Genomic DNA, 15651 nt, shown 5'->3' with positions numbered 1-15651 from the left:
CCTGACGCCTCAGACGCCCCACAGCTTCCACATGGGGCGGGTGGTCCGCAGCGCAGCCTCGACCTTCGTGTTCAGGGCGTGCGTGCGGCCTTCGCCAGCCCCTGCGGCACGCGCCTTGTCGAAGTAGCCTAGCGCCGTCTCGCGCTGCCCGAGGCCGACGGCCGATTCCACGGCATGCAGCCAGGTTTCGGCATCCCAGTCGTCACGCGCGGCAAATGCGGCGGCGAAGTCTTCCAGCGCGGCGTCGTGGCGCGCGGCGGCGTTGTGGATCAACGCGCGCTGGATCCGCGGCGCGGCCTGGTCCCAGGCATCGCCCTCGGTCATCTCGATGGCCTGTTCGAACAGCGGCAGCGCGCGTTCGTGGTCACCCAGGTCGCGCCAGACCTGGCCAAAGCGATTGAAGAGCCACGCATCTTCCACGAGCAGCGCGCGGCGCTGCAGGGCGTCGATTTCGGCGAGGGCGTCGGTGCGGTCGTGCTGGTCCATGCCGTCCATGCGGGCCTGCACCAGCGCGGCATAGTGGGCCCGCGCATGCGCCATCGGGTGCGCGGCTTCGCTGCGCGCCTCCACCGGCAACGCGTCGAGCCGGGCATCCATATGCGACATGGCCGCGCCGGCCGCCTCGCCGGCCTCGGCGCCGCCGATGGCCTTCCAGGCCGCGATCAGGCGGCTGAACGCCCAGGTCACGTCGGCGGGGTTGCGCTCGAGCGGATAACGGTTCAGCACCTCGCCCGCCAGCTCCACCACCTTCTGGTGCTGGCCCGCGCCGGCGTGGCAGTCGAGCAGGTCGACCCAGTGGTCGATGAACTCGCTCGCCGCCATGCCCTTGTGGTGCAGGGCGATGCGTGTTTCCAGGCTGGCGGCATCCGCCGGCAGGCTGCGCGCGAGCAGGCGGCACAGCAGCGAATAGACGTGCGGATCGGCATTGCCGCCATGGCCGTCCGGGTCGCCTTCGCCGCTGGCAAAGTACGCCTCGAAGCGCGCCACGCCAAGCTGGCAGGTTTCCACCAGCCGCGGCCGCAGCGCGGCTTCGGCCTGCGGCACCTGGTCGATGAACTCGCCCAGCGCCGTGGCGGCACGGTAGTAGCCGGCGCCGTCGTCGGATTGCGCGGTCACGCTGAATTTGAGCCAGGGCTGGGCATCGGCCCCCTGCTTGCCGGCCTGGGCGGCCTGGTGGCGCCACGCCATGGCGCGTACCTGGGTCTGCGGGTCCGGGCATTGGCGCAGGTACACCGCCAGGTCATCCTGGGCGCCCTCCGTATCGCCCGTGCCGAAGCGCAGCGGCGCGCGCAGGCGACGGGCCTGCGGATGATCGGGAAACCCGGCCAGCACCAGGCCTGCCTGCTCGCCGGCGAGCGCGTCGGCGGCCTCCGGTTCGAGTTCCAGCAGGTCGGGGTTATCGAGCGCAATGCGGCCCAGGCAGACGCGCATCATGGGCTCGTCCGGCTGCCCGGCGGCCTCGGCCCGCGCGATCGCGTCGTGCACGAGCGGCAGGATGTCTTCGGCGCCAAGGTCGGGGGCCCGGTACAGCAGGTCGTGCCAGAAACGGCCAGCACCGGCCAGGTCGCCAAGCCGGTAGCACGCCAGCCCCGCATGGAAATGGGCAGCCCATTCGCCTGACAGCAGCCCGTTGCGCCGCGCGGCCTCATGCAGCCACGGCAACGCCTCGCGGTCGCGGCCAAGGCCCATCAGCATGGCGCCATAGCGATGCGCGATCACCCCGCGCGAGGCCCAGCGGTGCGGCGCCGCCAGCCCCAGCGATTCCAGCCGCGCCAGCGCATCGTCGAGCACGGCGAAGGCCGCCTGCGCGTCACCTTTGTCGAAGTGCAGCCGTGCACGCAGCGTAATGAAATCGACCACTTCGGGCCGGGCCTCCGACAACTGGCCGGCGATTTCCAGCGCTTCATCGAACCGGCCGACACCGGCCAGGTCAATTGCGCGGTCGTAGCTGATTTCCTGCACAGACACGTACTGCTCCTTCTGGAATGGATAGGCGAATGCGGGATTATGCGCCAATGACACGATCCCCCATCGGGGACAACAAACGGCAGGGTCAGTTCAATCTTTAGGATTGCACGAAGAAAAAAACGCCACCCGTGCGGGTGGCGTTCTTCTGGCTGGGTGCGCTGGGTGCGGGCCGGCTTACTTGCCGCCAACCGTCTCCAGCACGGTCCACTTGCCGCCCACCACCTTGTAGACGGTGATGCCACCGTCCTTCAGGTCGCCGCGGGCGTCGTACGCCAGCGTCTTGGTGGTGACGCCCTGCATATTGGTGGAAGCCAGCACCGGCAGGTAACGCGCCGGATCGGCCGAGCCGGCCTTGATCATGGCGGTCATCATCGCGGTGGCGCCGTCATAGGCATACGGCGAATAGGTCTGCACCTTGCTGCCGAAGCGCTTCTCGTACTTCTTCTCGTACGCGGAGCCGCCCGGCATCTGGTCCAGCGGCAGGCCGGCCAGCGACACCACGGTGCCGTCGGCAGCCGGGCCGGCCAGCTTCAGGAAGTTGTCGGTCTTGGACATTTCGCCCGACACCAGCGGGGCCTTGATGCCCAGTTCCTTGACCTGCTTGGCCATCGGGGCCGACTGGGTCTCGGCGCCACCGTAGAAGATGATGTCCGGGTTGCTGCGCTTGATGTTGGTCAGCACGGCCTTGAAGTCCACCGCCTTGTCGTTGGTGAACTCGCGGCGCACGACCTTGCCGCCGGCGGCCTTGGCGGCCTTCTCGAACTCGTCGGCCAGGCCCTGGCCGTAGGCGGTGCGGTCGTCAACGATCGCGATGTTCTTCGCGCCCAGCTTCTTCACCACGAAGGCGCCGATCACCGAGCCCTGCTGGGTGTCCGAGGTCATCATGCGGAAGGTGGTCTTGAAGCCCTGCTTGGTGTATTCCGGCGCGGTCGCCATGGCGATCTGCGGAATGCCGGCACGGTTGTAGACCATCGAAGCCGGGATGCTGGTGCCGGAGTTGAAGTGGCCGAGCATGCCCTGGATGCCGTTGTCCACCAGCTTCTGCGCCACCACGGAACCGGTCTTCGGGTCGGCCTGGTCGTCTTCGGACACCAGCACGAACTTGACGTCCTTGCCGCCGATCTTCGGCTTGGTGGCGTTCATGTCCTCGATGGCGAGGACCACGCCGTTCTGCATGTCCTTGCCGTACTGGGCCTGGCCGCCGGTCATCGGCGCGGCGAAGCCCAGCTTGATTTCCTGCGCCTGGGCGAAGGCTGCCGTGGCACCGGTCAGGCCGGCGAAGGTCAGGGCAACGGTCAGGGCCGTCTTGTGGAATGTCGAGGTCATCAGTTCTCCTTGGTGGCTGGTTCAGCCTGTCTGCTGCGTTTTTTCTACGCTTCGGGAACGCCGGCTGGGCGCCCCTCCCCTATGGCTGCGTATGGCGGCAGGATCGCCGCCGCGCATACGCAAGTCAAACTCTGTCCGCGCCGGCTCAGCCGATCGTCATCAGGCTGGCATTGCCGCCGGCGGCTGCGGTGTTGACCGACAGCGAGCGCTCGATCAGCAAACGTTCCAGCGCGATATTCGGTTCACCTTGCGCCAATCCCTGCACGCCGATGATCGGACCCGGCCGCGCCGCGACCTGTTCGCACACCGTGCGCAACTGGTCTGAATCGCCGTGGTGGATCACCGCGTCGAACGCAACCTCGGGCGACATCCAGTCGGCAACGAGGCGGACGCGCGATTGTACGCCCTTGGGCAGCCGCGAAAACAGCCCGCGCGCGACAGGGTTTTCCGCCATCACGGCCTGGCTGCCGACGGCCAGGACGGCCGCCAGCTGGGTCGCCAGGTCCGTTTCCTGCGCCGCCAGGCACAGCACCTGGTGGCGCGGCAGCAGCGAGTAGGTGTTGCGCTCGCCGGTCGGCCCGGGCAGCGTCACCGATATCCCGGCAGCCGAGGCTTCGGCAAAGCGGTCGCACGCGGCGGCCAGCGCGGGCATCTCGGCCTCGGCCCAGTCCTTCATGGCCTGCGCGGCGACCGGGCGCTCCGGCGTGGCCGGCGCGGCGCCCGAGGCTTCCGCTTGGCGCACGCTGCGTACCACCGCGTCCTGCGGGCAGACCGACAGCAGGCGGTGCAGGTACAGCGGGCCGCCGGCCTTCGGGCCGGTGCCGGACAGGGACTCGCCGCCGAACGGCTGCACGCCCACCACGGCGCCGACGATATTGCGGTTCACGTACAGGTTGCCGACCTCGGCGTGCTGCACGATCTGCGCGATGGTTTCGTCGATGCGGGTGTGGATGCCCATCGTCAGGCCATAACCGGTGCCGTTGATCTGGCCGATCATGGTGTCCAGCGCAGCGCGCGGGTAGCGCACCACGTGCAGAACGGGGCCGAACACTTCGCGCTTGAGCTCGTCGACGCTATCCAGTTCGATCAGCGTCGGCGGCACGAAGGTGCCGTGGCGGCAGCTCGCGCCCTGCGCGGCGTTCGGGTCGGCCTGGTGCACGCGGCGGCCCTTGGCGCGCATGGCGTCGATATGGCGCACGATATTGCCGCGCGCCTCGTCGTCGATGACCGGGCCCACATCGGTGGACAGCCGGTCCGGGTTGGCCATGGTCAGCTCGTTCATGGCGCCCTTGAGCATCTCGAGCACGCGGTCGGCCACGTCTTCCTGCAGGCACAGCACGCGCAGTGCCGAGCAGCGCTGGCCGGCCGAGTCGAACGCGGAATTCACCACGTCGCCCACCACCTGTTCCGCCAGCGCCGAGGAGTCGACGATCATCGCGTTCTGGCCGCCGGTTTCGGCGATCAGCGGGATCGGGCGGCCGGCGGCATCGAGGCGGCCGGCGACATTGCGCTGCAGGATGCGCGCCACTTCGGTCGAACCTGTGAACATTACGCCCTTGACGCGGGCGTCGCCCACCAGCGCGGCACCGACGGTCTCGCCACGGCCCGGCAGCAGCTGCACCGCGCCGGCCGGCACGCCGGCCTCGCGCAGGATGCGCACGGCGGCGGCGGCGATCAGCGGGGTCTGCTCGGCGGGCTTGGCCAGCACGGTATTGCCGGCGGCCAGCGCCGCCGCCACCTGGCCGGTGAAGATCGCCAGCGGGAAGTTCCACGGGCTGATGCAGACTACCGGGCCCAGCGGACGGTGGGTCTCGTTGTCGAAGCTGCGGCGAACTTCCGCGGCGTAGTAGCGCAGGAAGTCCACCGCCTCGCGCACTTCGGCAATCGCGTTGGAGAAGGTCTTGCCGGCCTCGCGCATGATGATGCCCATCAGCTGCTGCATCTGCGCTTCCATCAGGTCGGCGGCGCGGTCCAGCGCGGCGGCGCGCACGTCGGGCGGCGTGGCCTGCCAGATCGGCGCGGCATTGGCGGCGGCCTGCAGCGCGGCGTCGACCTCGGCCTGGCTGGCCTCGGCGACATGGCCCACCACGTCGCGGTGGTCGGCCGGGTTCAGCACAGGCGCCGACACCGCGTCGGCTGGGCGCGTCACCTCGACGCCCAGCATCGGCTCGGCCACCACGCGGTCGCTGGTGCCGGCCAGCAGCGCCGACGACAGCGACGCCAGCCGATGTTCGTTAGCCAGGTCGATACCGGCCGAATTGGCACGCGACTTCCCATAGAGGCCACGCGGCGACGGGATCTTCGGATGCGGCAGGCCGAGCGTGCCCTCTTCGCGATGCATGGTCTCGACCACGGCGACCGGGTCGGCCACCAGTTCATCGAGCGAAATGGTGTCGTCGGCAATGCGGTTCACGAACGACGTGTTGGCACCGTTTTCGAGCAGGCGCCGCACCAGGTAGGCCAGCAGCGTCTCGTGCGTGCCGACCGGCGCGTAGATGCGGCACGGACGGTTGAACTTGCCGTCGGCAATCGGGCCGACGACCTGGTCGTACAGCGGCTCGCCCATGCCGTGCAGGCACTGGAACTCGTACTGGCCCGGGTAGTAGCTGTGGCCGGCGATCTGGTAGATGGCCGACAGCGTGTGCGCGTTGTGCGTGGCGAACTGTGGATAAATCGCGTCCGGCACCGACAGCAGCTTGCGCGCGCAGGCCACGTAGGACACGTCGGTGTAGACCTTGCGCGTATAGACCGGATAGCCCTCCAGGCCTTCGACCTGGGCGCGCTTGATCTCGCTGTCCCAGTAGGCGCCCTTGACCAGGCGGATCATCAGGCGGTGGCGGCTGCGGCGGGCCAGGTCGATCAGAAAGTCGATCACGAACGGGCAGCGCTTCTGGTAGCCCTGCACCACGAAGCCGATGCCGTTCCAGCCGGCCAGCTCGGGTTCGAAGCACAGGCGTTCCAGCAGATCGAGCGAGATCTCGAGGCGGTCAGCCTCCTCGGCGTCGATATTGATGCCAATGTCGTACTGGCGCGCCAGCAACGTCAGCGACTTCAGGCGCTCGTACAGCTCGGTGACCACGCGCTCGTGCTGGGCGCGGCTGTAGCGCGGGTGCAGCGCCGACAGCTTGATCGAGATGCCCGGGCCTTCATAGATGCCACGCCCGCGCGACGCCTGGCCGATCGCGTGGATGGCCTGCTCGTAGGACGCCAGGTAGCGCTGGGCGTCTTCTTCGGTCATCGCGGCTTCGCCGAGCATGTCGTAGGAGTAGCGGAAGCCCTGCGCCTCGTACTTGCGCGCGTTGGCGAGCGCCTCCGAAATGGTTTCGCCGGTGACAAACTGCTCGCCCATCAGGCGCATGGCCATGTCCACGCCCTTGCGGATCAGCGGCTCGCCGCCCTTGCCGATGATGCGCGTGAGCGCTTTGCTCAGGCCCGACTCGGTATGCGTGGCCACCAGCTTGCCGGTCAGCAGCAGGCCCCAGGTGGCGGCATTGACGAACAGCGAGGGGCTCTGGCCCAGGTGCGATTGCCAGTTGGCGCCGCTGATCTTGTCGCGGATCAGCGCGTCGCGCGTGGGCTTGTCGGGAATGCGCAGCAGCGCTTCGGCCAGGCACATCAGCGCCACGCCTTCCTGCGAAGACAGCGAGAACTCCTGGATCAGGCCCTGCACCAGACCTTCGCGGCCGGTGCCTACCTTCTGCTCGCGCAGGGTCGTAGCCAGCTTCTTGGCCATCTTGATGGCGGACTCGGCCTGCTGCTGCGGCAGGCGGGCCTGCTCCAGCAGCACCGGCACGCAATCGGTCTCGGGGCGGCGATAGGCAGAGGTAATTGCCGCGCGCAGCACCGACTGTGGCTGGATGCTCTGCGCGAATTCCAGGAAGGGCTGGGGCGCGCCATCGGCATGGCCCAGGTCAGCCGTGTCGGCGCCGTCGGCATCCGCCGCACCGCCGGCCGCCGCTTCGTGCGGCAGGTGGCCGCGCTCGATCTGCTCCAGGTAGGTGAAGATGGCCTGCTTGATCAGCCAGTGCGGCGTGCGGTCGATGGATTGGGCGACGCGCTTGAGGCGATCGCGCGAGGCGTCGTCGAGCTTGACGCCGAGGGTGGTGGTGGCCATGCGAGCTGTTCTCCGTAAGACACAAGGCTGCGGGGCCGATGTCGCCAGAACGTGTCCGGACGGCATGGGGGCCCGACCTGCGCAACCTCTGGGCTGGCGCGATCTTACTCCCGAAAAACGCAAAGGTGCAACCTAGTGCAACCACTACCTTCGAAGACCGGTTGCTACGGTTGCACCAAAATCCCATGCAACCCGGCCTTCAGATCCTCAGCGGGTCGATCTCCAGTTGCCAGCGGACGCCCCGGGCGTCCGCTCCGGCTTCGGAGAAAGTCTGCACCCACTCGCTGACAAACCGTTGCAACACAGGCCTGGCGCTGGCCTCTACCAGCATCTGCGCGCGCTCCCGGCCGGCAATGCGGACCATCGACATCGGCACCGGATCGTGCAGTTGCACCTCGGGCGCCAGGACGTTGCCGTCGGCCAGGCGGCGGACCGCCTGGAGGAACTGCAAGGCCCGCTCCAGCTGGCCATGTTCGGCGGTCAGCAGCACCTGGTAGCAGAACGGGGGCAACCCGGCCTGGCGCCGCTCGCGCAACTGGCCGGCGGCGAATCCATCATAGTCATGGCGCTGCAGGGCCTGCAATGCCGCTGCGTCCGGGTAGCGGGTCTGGATGATGACCTCGCCGGGCAATCCGGCCCGCCCTGCCCGGCCCGCCACCTGCATCAGCGACGCGAACAGGTGCTCGGCGGCGCGGAAATCATGGCTGAACATGGCGGCGTCGGGGTGGACCACACCGACCAGCGTGACGCGCTGGAAGTCGTGCCCCTTGGCGACCATCTGGGTGCCGACCAGGATGTCGACCTCGCCGGCATGGACGTCGTCGAACATCGCCTGCGCGCTGCCCTTGCGGCGCGTGGAATCGGCATCGATGCGGGCAATGCGCGCCTGTGGAAAACGCGCCGCCAGCGCTTCCTCGATGCGCTGCGTGCCCCGGCCCAGCGGGGCGATATCCACATTGCCGCAATCGGGGCAATGGTGCGGCACCGGGGCTTCCAGGCCGCAGTGGTGGCAGCGCAGCCGCCGCTCGGGCCGGTGCAGCACCAGGTACGCCGAACAGCGCGGGCAGCCGGAGAGCCAGCCGCAGCTGTCGCAGGCCAGGACCGGTGCGTAGCCGCGGCGGTTCAGGAACAGCAGGCTCTGTTCGCCCCGCGCCAGGCGTGCCTCGATGGCTTCCAGCAGCGGCACCGACAGGCCTTCGAACAGCGCGCGCTGGCGCTGCCGTTCGTGGTTGAGGTCGACCAGCCGCACGGCGGGCAGCGCGGCCTCGGCCTGCGCGCGCTCGCGCAGCACCAGCTTGCGGTAGGCGCCCTGCTCGGCGCGCCACCAGGTCTCCATCGACGGCGTGGCCGAACCCAGCACCACCGGGATCTCGAGCCGCTTGGCGCGCCACACGGCCAGGTCGCGCGCGGAGTAGCGCAGGCCCTCCTGCTGCTTGTAGGACGTGTCGTGCTCTTCATCCACGACGATCAGCGCGAGCCACGGCATGGACGCCATCACCGCCATGCGCGTACCGAGTACGATGCGGGCCTCCCCGCGATGGGCGGCCAGCCATTGCAGGCTGCGCTCCTGGTCGGCCAGGCCGCTGTGCAGCACGGCCAGCGGCAGGTGCGGGAACCGGGCGGCGATACGCGACTGGAGCTGGGGCGTCAGGTTGATCTCGGGCACGAGCATCAGAACCTGCGCGTGCGCATCGCGTACCAACACCTGCGCCATGGCGTGCAGATACACCTCGGTCTTGCCGCTGCCAGTCACGCCGTGAAGGAGGAACGGCGCGAACGATGCGGCCGCGCCAATGGCCGCGACCGCCGCGAGCTGCTCCTCGTGCAGGGGCGGCGCGACCGACGGGGCCTGCGACGGCGCTGTGGCCAGCAAGGTGCGCTCGGCGGCCAGGACCTCGACCCAGCCCGCGGCGACCCACTCCGCCAGCCTGGCCGGCGCGGCCGCGCACAGTTCGCGCGCCTCGGCCAGACTCATCGGCGCCGGTGCCGCGTGGCCTTCGGCGCGGTCGGCAAGGGCCTGCGCAAGCGCCCGGACGGACCTTGCGCGCGCGGGCACGGCTGCCAGCAATGTGGAAATGTGTGCCGGCACCAAACGGTACGCCTCGGTGCGGGCTCGCTGCGCCAGGCGCGGCCAACCCTCCGGTTCGCGCAGCGATGGTGGCAGCGCCGGCAACATCACTTCGCCGAGACAACGCTGGTAATAGCGCGCCGCGAATGCCGCCAGATCGCGCCACTCTTCAGTCAGAGGCGGCAGCCAGTCCAGTCGCGCGGATACCGGCTTGAGCCGCTCCGCGGGTACGGCGGATTCGGCGGCGCGCGCCACGGCGACCCCTACCAGGCTGCGGCGCCCGAATGGCACCACGACGAGGTCACCCGGCGACACGTCGGGGCCGGCAAGATAGTCGAAGCAGTCGTCCGCGGGAGTATCGAGCGCCACGCGGACAACACCGGCGTGGCAGGGCTCGGTGCCGGCTGGCAGCGTCATCACAGGCGGTTGTGGTGCATGGCGCGTGCGCAAAGATTGTGCAGGATGCAACGCAAGGGGGATCGGTCGAGGCTCTGTGTGCGGCGCAACATCAACTTAAAGTAAAACTTCAAATGTGGCCCTAAGTCGATGATAGATGACTGCTTTTCCACTAATTCCACCGAGCCTGTGGATAACTTTGTTGAAAAGTCGCACCAAGACGCCGCCAAAGCCCGAAAAACAAGGGAATCACTGGTCGGCGCAGCGGCGTTGAAAAACTTCCAATTCCTTAAAAATCAAGACCTTGCAAACATCCCCCAGATGAGTTAAGGGGTAACCCCTTCTTGCACTGCGGCAAACCTATTGGTGTGCATAAGTCAAGCCTCCACAATCAACCCGCCGCACCTTTTTGGCGACTCTGAATGAAATTGTTTACTTGACAGCCGCAGCGACGCGCCTTTCGCGGCACCGACAGCCAACCGCACAAATATCGCTGCACCGCGAGGAAACAACGGCCGGCGCTCGTGGCGCGGGCAATTCCGGAACAACGCCGGTTCAACCGCGCGGGGCACGCAGCTGCCGGCTGTAGCGATGCACTTCATCGACCAGCACGGTCACGCTTTCCGGCGGCGTGAACTGCGAAATGCCGTGGCCCAGGTTGAATACGTGCCCATCGCTGCCACCCGCGGCAGCATAACTGTCCAGCACGCCACGCACTTGTTCGCGGATGGCGGCCTCCGGCGCGAACAGCACCGTGGGATCGATGTTGCCTTGCAGCGCCACGCGGCCACCGGTGCGGCGGCGGGCGTCGGCCAGGTTGACGGTCCAATCCAGGCCGATCGCGTCAGCGCCGGTATCGGCGAGGCTTTCCAGCCACAAGCCACCGCCCTTGGTGAACACGATCGCCGGGATCAGTTGCCCGTCATGCTCGCGCTTCAGGCCAGCCAGCACCTTGCGCATATAGGCCAGCGAGAACGCCTGGTACATGCCATCGGCCAGTGCACCGCCCCAGGTGTCGAAAATCATCACGGCCTGGGCACCGGCCTCGATCTGGGCGTTCAGGTACTGGCTGACGGCCTGGGCGTTGATCTCCAGGATGCGGTGCATCAGGTCCGGGCGGCCATACATCATCGCCTTGACCGTGCGGAAATCGTCCGAGCCACCGCCTTCGACCATGTAGCAGGCGAGCGTCCAGGGGCTGCCGGAAAAACCGATCAGCGGCACGCGCTGGCGGCCGTCCTGGACCAGCGCGCGGCGAATCTCGGCCACGGCGTCGAAGACATACTGCAGCGACGCCATGTCGGGCACTGCCAGCTGCCGGACATCGGCTTCGGTACGCAACGGCCGGGCAAAGCGCGGGCCCTCGCCCTGGGCGAACGACAGGCCCAGGCCCATCGCGTCGGGTACGGTAAGGATGTCCGAGAACAGGATGGCCGCGTCGAGCGGATAGCGGTCCAGCGGCTGCAGCGTCACCTCCGTGGCATAGGCGGGATTCTTGGCCAGTCCCAGGAAGCTACCGGCCCGCGCCCGCGTGGCGTTGTACTCAGGCAGGTAGCGGCCCGCCTGGCGCATCAGCCACAGCGGCGTGTATTCAGTCGGCTGCCGGCGCAGTGCGCGCAGGAAAGTGTCGTTCTGCAGTGCGGTCATGGTCATCCTCGTAAGACCGCCATTCTAAGGGATGGCCACGGCGCACCGGCACTTTGCGGCCGTGCCAGGGCATCGCTGCGCTATGCCTCGTCGAAGAGACTGGTGAAGGCCTGGGCGGCGCGCTGCATCCATTCGCGGGCACGCGGGGCATCGGGCTGCAGGCGCGCGAAACCGTGCGTCATGCCGCTGGCTTCGATGGTGACCACGGTGGCGTCGTGGCGGACGAGGAAGTCGGCATAGGCCAGGCCGTCATCGCGCAGCACGTCGTTGGCCGCCACGACGATGGCGGTGGCCGGCGGCTGCATGTGCGGAGCCTGCGCCATCAGGTGGATGCGGGGATCTTCATGCTGCGCGCCACGCGCGAGCGCATCGGCACCGATGAACTGGGTCCAGAACCAGGCCATTTCGTCGCGCGTCAGGCCCGGACCGTCGGCAAACGCGCGGTAGCTTTCCGTGCTGAGTACAGGTGCGGTGACGGGGTAGACCAGCAGTTGCGCCGCCACGACCCGCCGGCCGGCTTCGGCGTTGACCTGCTGAGCCGCGAGGGCGGCAAGATGTCCGCCTGCGCTGTCTCCGGCCACGGCCAGGAATCCGGTGTCGAAGCCCAACGCTGCGCGCTGTGCGGCAAACCACTGCACCGCCTGCACCGCATCATCGCACGGGGCCGGAAACGGATGCTCAGGCGCCAGCCGGTAGTCCACGCTGGCCACCGCGCAGCCGGTATCGGCGGCAAGCATCGCGGCAACGGTATGGTGGGTCTGGTGCGAACCGACCACCCATCCGCCGCCATGGAAATAGACGATCAGCCGCGCGGCACCGGTGGCCGCCGGCCGGAAAAGGCGCGCCGTCAGCGTGCGGCCTGCCAGCGGCAGCGCGAGATCCGTCCAGGTGATGCCGGCGGTGTCCGGCACCACCGACGAGGCCGCCACTTCGGCAAAGCGCGCGCGCCGCGCCGGCGCATCAACGGGTACGGGCAGGCCGGCGTATTGCTCGGCCTGGCGGCGGAAATAGGCTAGGAGTTGCGGATCGATGGCCATCGGTGGAACGGGAAGGGGTACAGGCAATAACGCGCCGCTCAGGACTGCTCGAGCTGGCGCGTCAGTTCGATCTTGCTGCAGCAGTCCTGCACGGCAAGCAGTCCGGCCGCAAGGGCTTGCGCAACGGCATCATCGTTCACGATGCCGAGCTGCAGCCACACGCCGCGTGCGCCAATGGCAATGGCCTCGGCGACTACTGGCGGAGTATCGTCGGCACGACGGAAGATGTCGACCCAGTCGATGCGACCGCCTTGCGAGCGGAGCGCGGCGGCGGCGGCGTCCAGCGAGGCGTGACAGGGCTCGCCCAGAATACGCTCGCCGGCATGGCGCGGGTTCACCGGCACGATGCGGAAGCCATGCTGCTGCAGGAATTCGGCAACTTCATGGCTTGGACGGTCGGCACGGTCCGACAGGCCAACAATGGCCACGGTCTTCATGCCAAGCATCTTGCGGATCGCGTCCTGCATCCCTGTCATCATGTGCTCCGTTGGTTTGCCGCGGCAGGCGCCAGGCAGAGTGAAAACTGGAGCAATCGTAACCGCGAACGAAAAACAGCGCCGCAAGCGTCGCTTGGTTCGCCATCGCACATGCGACACTGGGGTAAATGATGCGCATCAGGCATCTAATTTGCAAAAAAGTAACCAGAATTCTGGGCAATGTGCGTATAACGCTCCATTTGCAGCGACCCGGCTTTCAACTTCTTGCAAAAGGATACATTTTGTTACTGCCATTGCAGGGACTTTCCCCCACAATGCATTGACACACCGACGTTTGGTGAAGCGCGTCCCGCGAAGAAGCGAGAAGTCAGAAGATGGGACGCTGAAGAAAGCCTTTGGTAGTGATCCCCGATTTTCCGAGCCAGCAGGCGATGCCTGCTGGCCGGAACCAGGAAGACCCGGTGGCGCGAGGCCTTGTTGGCCGATTGTGCGCATGTGATGCGCTGCGCCTTAGTAGTCCTGGACCGAACCCGTTCCTTCGAATTGACCCCTCGAAGGGATTTTCCCGTCCGCGCGGAGCCTCCCCGGCCCGCGCGCTTTTTTTTGTCCAGAACAGCTGAAGAATATCTCCAGCCCAACAAAAAAGGCAGCCGCGTGGCTGCCTTTTTTTGGCTGACGCACCAAAAAAACAACAGTGCGCCAGGTACTGCTAGCTGCTTACTTTTTACGACGCAGACGGGCGATGGCAGCCAGTTGCGCAGCGGCCACGGCGAGTTCGCTCTGAGCGCGTGCAATGTCCAGATCGCTGCTCTGGTTCTGCATCAGCTCTTCGGCGGCACGCTTGGCTTCCTGCGCCTTGGCTTCGTCCAGGTCGGTACCGCGGATGGCGGTATCGGCCAGCACGGTGACATGCTTCGGCTGCACTTCGAGAATGCCGCCGGCAACGAACACGAACTCTTCGCTGCCGTCTTCCTTCTCGATGCGCACGGCGCCCGGTTGGATGCGCGTAATCAGCGGCGTGTGGCCCGGCAGAATGCCCAGCTCACCCGACTCGCCCGGCAGCGCCACGAACTTCGCCGGACCGGAGAAGATCGACGCTTCCGCGCTGACGACGTCTACAAGAATGGTTGCCATATGAATTCCTTTGTCCGTTCGCTTCACTTCTGACGGCAGGCCGCGCGAAGCAGCAAGCCGCCACTCCCGCACCGGAGTGCGGGAGCGTCAAAGCGAGGCTTACTGGAGCTTCTTGGCCTTCTCGAAGGCTTCGTCGATCGAGCCGACCATGTAGAACGCCTGCTCGGGCAGGTGATCGCACTCGCCATCCACCAGCATCTTGAAACCACGGATGGTTTCCTTCAGCGGCACGTACTTGCCCGGCGAACCCGTGAACACTTCGGCCACATGGAACGGCTGCGACAGGAAACGCTGGATCTTACGCGCGCGGTTCACGGCCATCTTGTCTTCCGGCGACAGTTCGTCCATGCCCAGAATCGCGATGATGTCGCGCAGTTCCTTGTAGCGCTGCAGGGTCTGCTGCACGGCGCGCGCGACGTTGTAGTGCTCCTGGCCAACCACTTGCGGGTCCATCTGACGCGAGGTCGAGTCAAGCGGGTCCACTGCGGGGTAGATACCGAGAGCGGCGATGTCACGCGACAGCACCAGGGTCGAGTCCAGGTGCAGGAAGGTGGTAGCCGGCGACGGGTCGGTCAAGTCATCCGCAGGCACGTAGACGGCCTGGATCGACGTAATCGAGCCGGTCTTGGTCGACGTAATACGCTCCTGCAGCTTGCCCATTTCTTCAGCCAGCGTCGGCTGGTAGCCCACGGCGGAAGGCATACGGCCCAGCAGTGCGGACACTTCGGTACCGGCCAGCGTGTAGCGGTAGATGTTGTCGACGAAGAACAGGATGTCGCGGCCCTCGTCGCGGAACTTCTCGGCCATGGTCAGGCCGGAAAGTGCCACGCGCAGACGGTTGCCCGGCGGCTCGTTCATCTGGCCGAACACCATGGCCACCTTGTCGAGCACGTTCGAGTCCTTCATTTCGTGGTAGAAGTCGTTCCCTTCACGGGTACGCTCGCCCACGCCGGCGAACACCGACAGACCGCTGTGCTGCTTGGCGATGTTGTTGATGAGCTCCATCATGTTGACGGTCTTGCCCACGCCGGCACCACCGAACAGACCCACCTTGCCGCCCTTGGCGAACGGGCAGATCAGGTCGATCACCTTGATGCCGGTTTCCAGCAGGTCGGTCGAAGGCGACAGTTCGTCGAACTTCGGTGCCTTCTGGTGAATCGCGCGGCGCTCGTCGGAAGCGATCGGGCCAGCTTCGTCGATGGGGCGACCCAGGACATCCATGATGCGGCCCAGCGTGCCTTGACCCACCGGCACCGAGATCGGTGCGCCGGTGCTCTTCACCGGCATGCCGCGGCGCAGGCCGTCCGACGAACCGAGAGCAATGGTACGGACCACGCCGTCACCCAGCTGCTGCTGGACTTCGAACGTCAGGCCCTTCTCGGCGAACGACGTTTCGCCGCTGTCTTCCAGCACGAGCGCGTCGTACACCTTCGGCATTGCGTCGCGCGGGAACTCGATGTCCACCACGGCGCCAATGCACTGCACAATATTTCCGATACTCATTTCGTATCTCCGATAGCTTGA

The 15651-nt window shown here is 67.0% G+C and carries 9 protein-coding genes; all 9 read right to left on the bottom strand.

The features are described 5' to 3' along the window. Window positions 1–9: 9 nt before the first annotated feature. A complete protein-coding gene (locus KHO22_RS05525) occupies window positions 10–1968 on the bottom strand; it encodes a tetratricopeptide repeat protein (protein ID WP_211946098.1) in 1959 nt (652 codons plus the stop codon). A 174-nt stretch (window positions 1969–2142) separates the two neighbouring features. Further along, window positions 2143–3294 carry a branched-chain amino acid ABC transporter substrate-binding protein gene (locus KHO22_RS05520; RefSeq protein WP_211946097.1) on the bottom strand — a complete coding sequence of 384 codons (1152 nt, stop codon included), beginning with the start codon at window positions 3292–3294 and terminating at the stop codon, window positions 2143–2145. Window positions 3295–3439: 145 nt separating this feature from the next. Continuing rightward, the gene (gene putA / locus KHO22_RS05515; RefSeq protein ID WP_211946096.1) at window positions 3440–7408 is read right to left on the bottom strand and encodes a trifunctional transcriptional regulator/proline dehydrogenase/L-glutamate gamma-semialdehyde dehydrogenase; all 3969 of its coding nucleotides are present in this window, start codon (window positions 7406–7408) and stop codon (window positions 3440–3442) included. 199 nt (window positions 7409–7607) lie between these two features. Beyond that, on the bottom strand, window positions 7608–9893 hold the full coding sequence (locus KHO22_RS05510; protein ID WP_211946095.1) for a primosomal protein N': 2286 nt from the start codon (window positions 9891–9893) through the stop codon (window positions 7608–7610). A gap of 534 nt (window positions 9894–10427) precedes the next feature. Continuing rightward, window positions 10428–11519, bottom strand: coding sequence for a uroporphyrinogen decarboxylase (gene hemE, locus KHO22_RS05505; RefSeq protein WP_211946094.1), 1092 nt, complete (start codon window positions 11517–11519; stop codon window positions 10428–10430). An 80-nt stretch (window positions 11520–11599) separates the two neighbouring features. Continuing rightward, on the bottom strand, window positions 11600–12556 hold the full coding sequence (locus KHO22_RS05500) for an alpha/beta hydrolase (RefSeq protein ID WP_211946093.1): 957 nt from the start codon (window positions 12554–12556) through the stop codon (window positions 11600–11602). A 38-nt stretch (window positions 12557–12594) separates the two neighbouring features. Next, window positions 12595–13035 carry a CoA-binding protein gene (locus tag KHO22_RS05495; protein WP_230426746.1) on the bottom strand — a complete coding sequence of 147 codons (441 nt, stop codon included), beginning with the start codon at window positions 13033–13035 and terminating at the stop codon, window positions 12595–12597. A gap of 675 nt (window positions 13036–13710) precedes the next feature. After that, a complete protein-coding gene (locus KHO22_RS05490; RefSeq protein ID WP_211946092.1) occupies window positions 13711–14127 on the bottom strand; it encodes a F0F1 ATP synthase subunit epsilon in 417 nt (138 codons plus the stop codon). Window positions 14128–14226: 99 nt separating this feature from the next. After that, window positions 14227–15630, bottom strand: coding sequence for a F0F1 ATP synthase subunit beta (gene atpD / locus KHO22_RS05485; RefSeq protein ID WP_013958384.1), 1404 nt, complete (start codon window positions 15628–15630; stop codon window positions 14227–14229). Window positions 15631–15651 lie beyond the last annotated feature (21 nt).

Source organism: Cupriavidus yeoncheonensis, from assembly GCF_905397275.1.
Lineage (GTDB): Bacteria > Pseudomonadota > Gammaproteobacteria > Burkholderiales > Burkholderiaceae > Cupriavidus > Cupriavidus yeoncheonensis.
Note: the sequence above shows the minus strand (reverse complement) of the source record. Positions and strands in the feature narration are given on the sequence as shown.

Coding starts and splice junctions, on each gene's coding strand:
- KHO22_RS05490 (WP_211946092.1), bottom strand. CDS start 14,127: ATGGCAACCATTCTTGTAGACGTCGTCAGCGCGGAAGCGTCGATCTTC.
- putA (WP_211946096.1), bottom strand. CDS start 7,408: ATGGCCACCACCACCCTCGGCGTCAAGCTCGACGACGCCTCGCGCGAT.
- KHO22_RS05520 (WP_211946097.1), bottom strand. CDS start 3,294: ATGACCTCGACATTCCACAAGACGGCCCTGACCGTTGCCCTGACCTTC.
- KHO22_RS05495 (WP_230426746.1), bottom strand. CDS start 13,035: ATGATGACAGGGATGCAGGACGCGATCCGCAAGATGCTTGGCATGAAG.
- hemE (WP_211946094.1), bottom strand. CDS start 11,519: ATGACCGCACTGCAGAACGACACTTTCCTGCGCGCACTGCGCCGGCAG.
- atpD (WP_013958384.1), bottom strand. CDS start 15,630: ATGAGTATCGGAAATATTGTGCAGTGCATTGGCGCCGTGGTGGACATC.
- KHO22_RS05500 (WP_211946093.1), bottom strand. CDS start 12,556: ATGGCCATCGATCCGCAACTCCTAGCCTATTTCCGCCGCCAGGCCGAG.
- KHO22_RS05510 (WP_211946095.1), bottom strand. CDS start 9,893: ATGACGCTGCCAGCCGGCACCGAGCCCTGCCACGCCGGTGTTGTCCGC.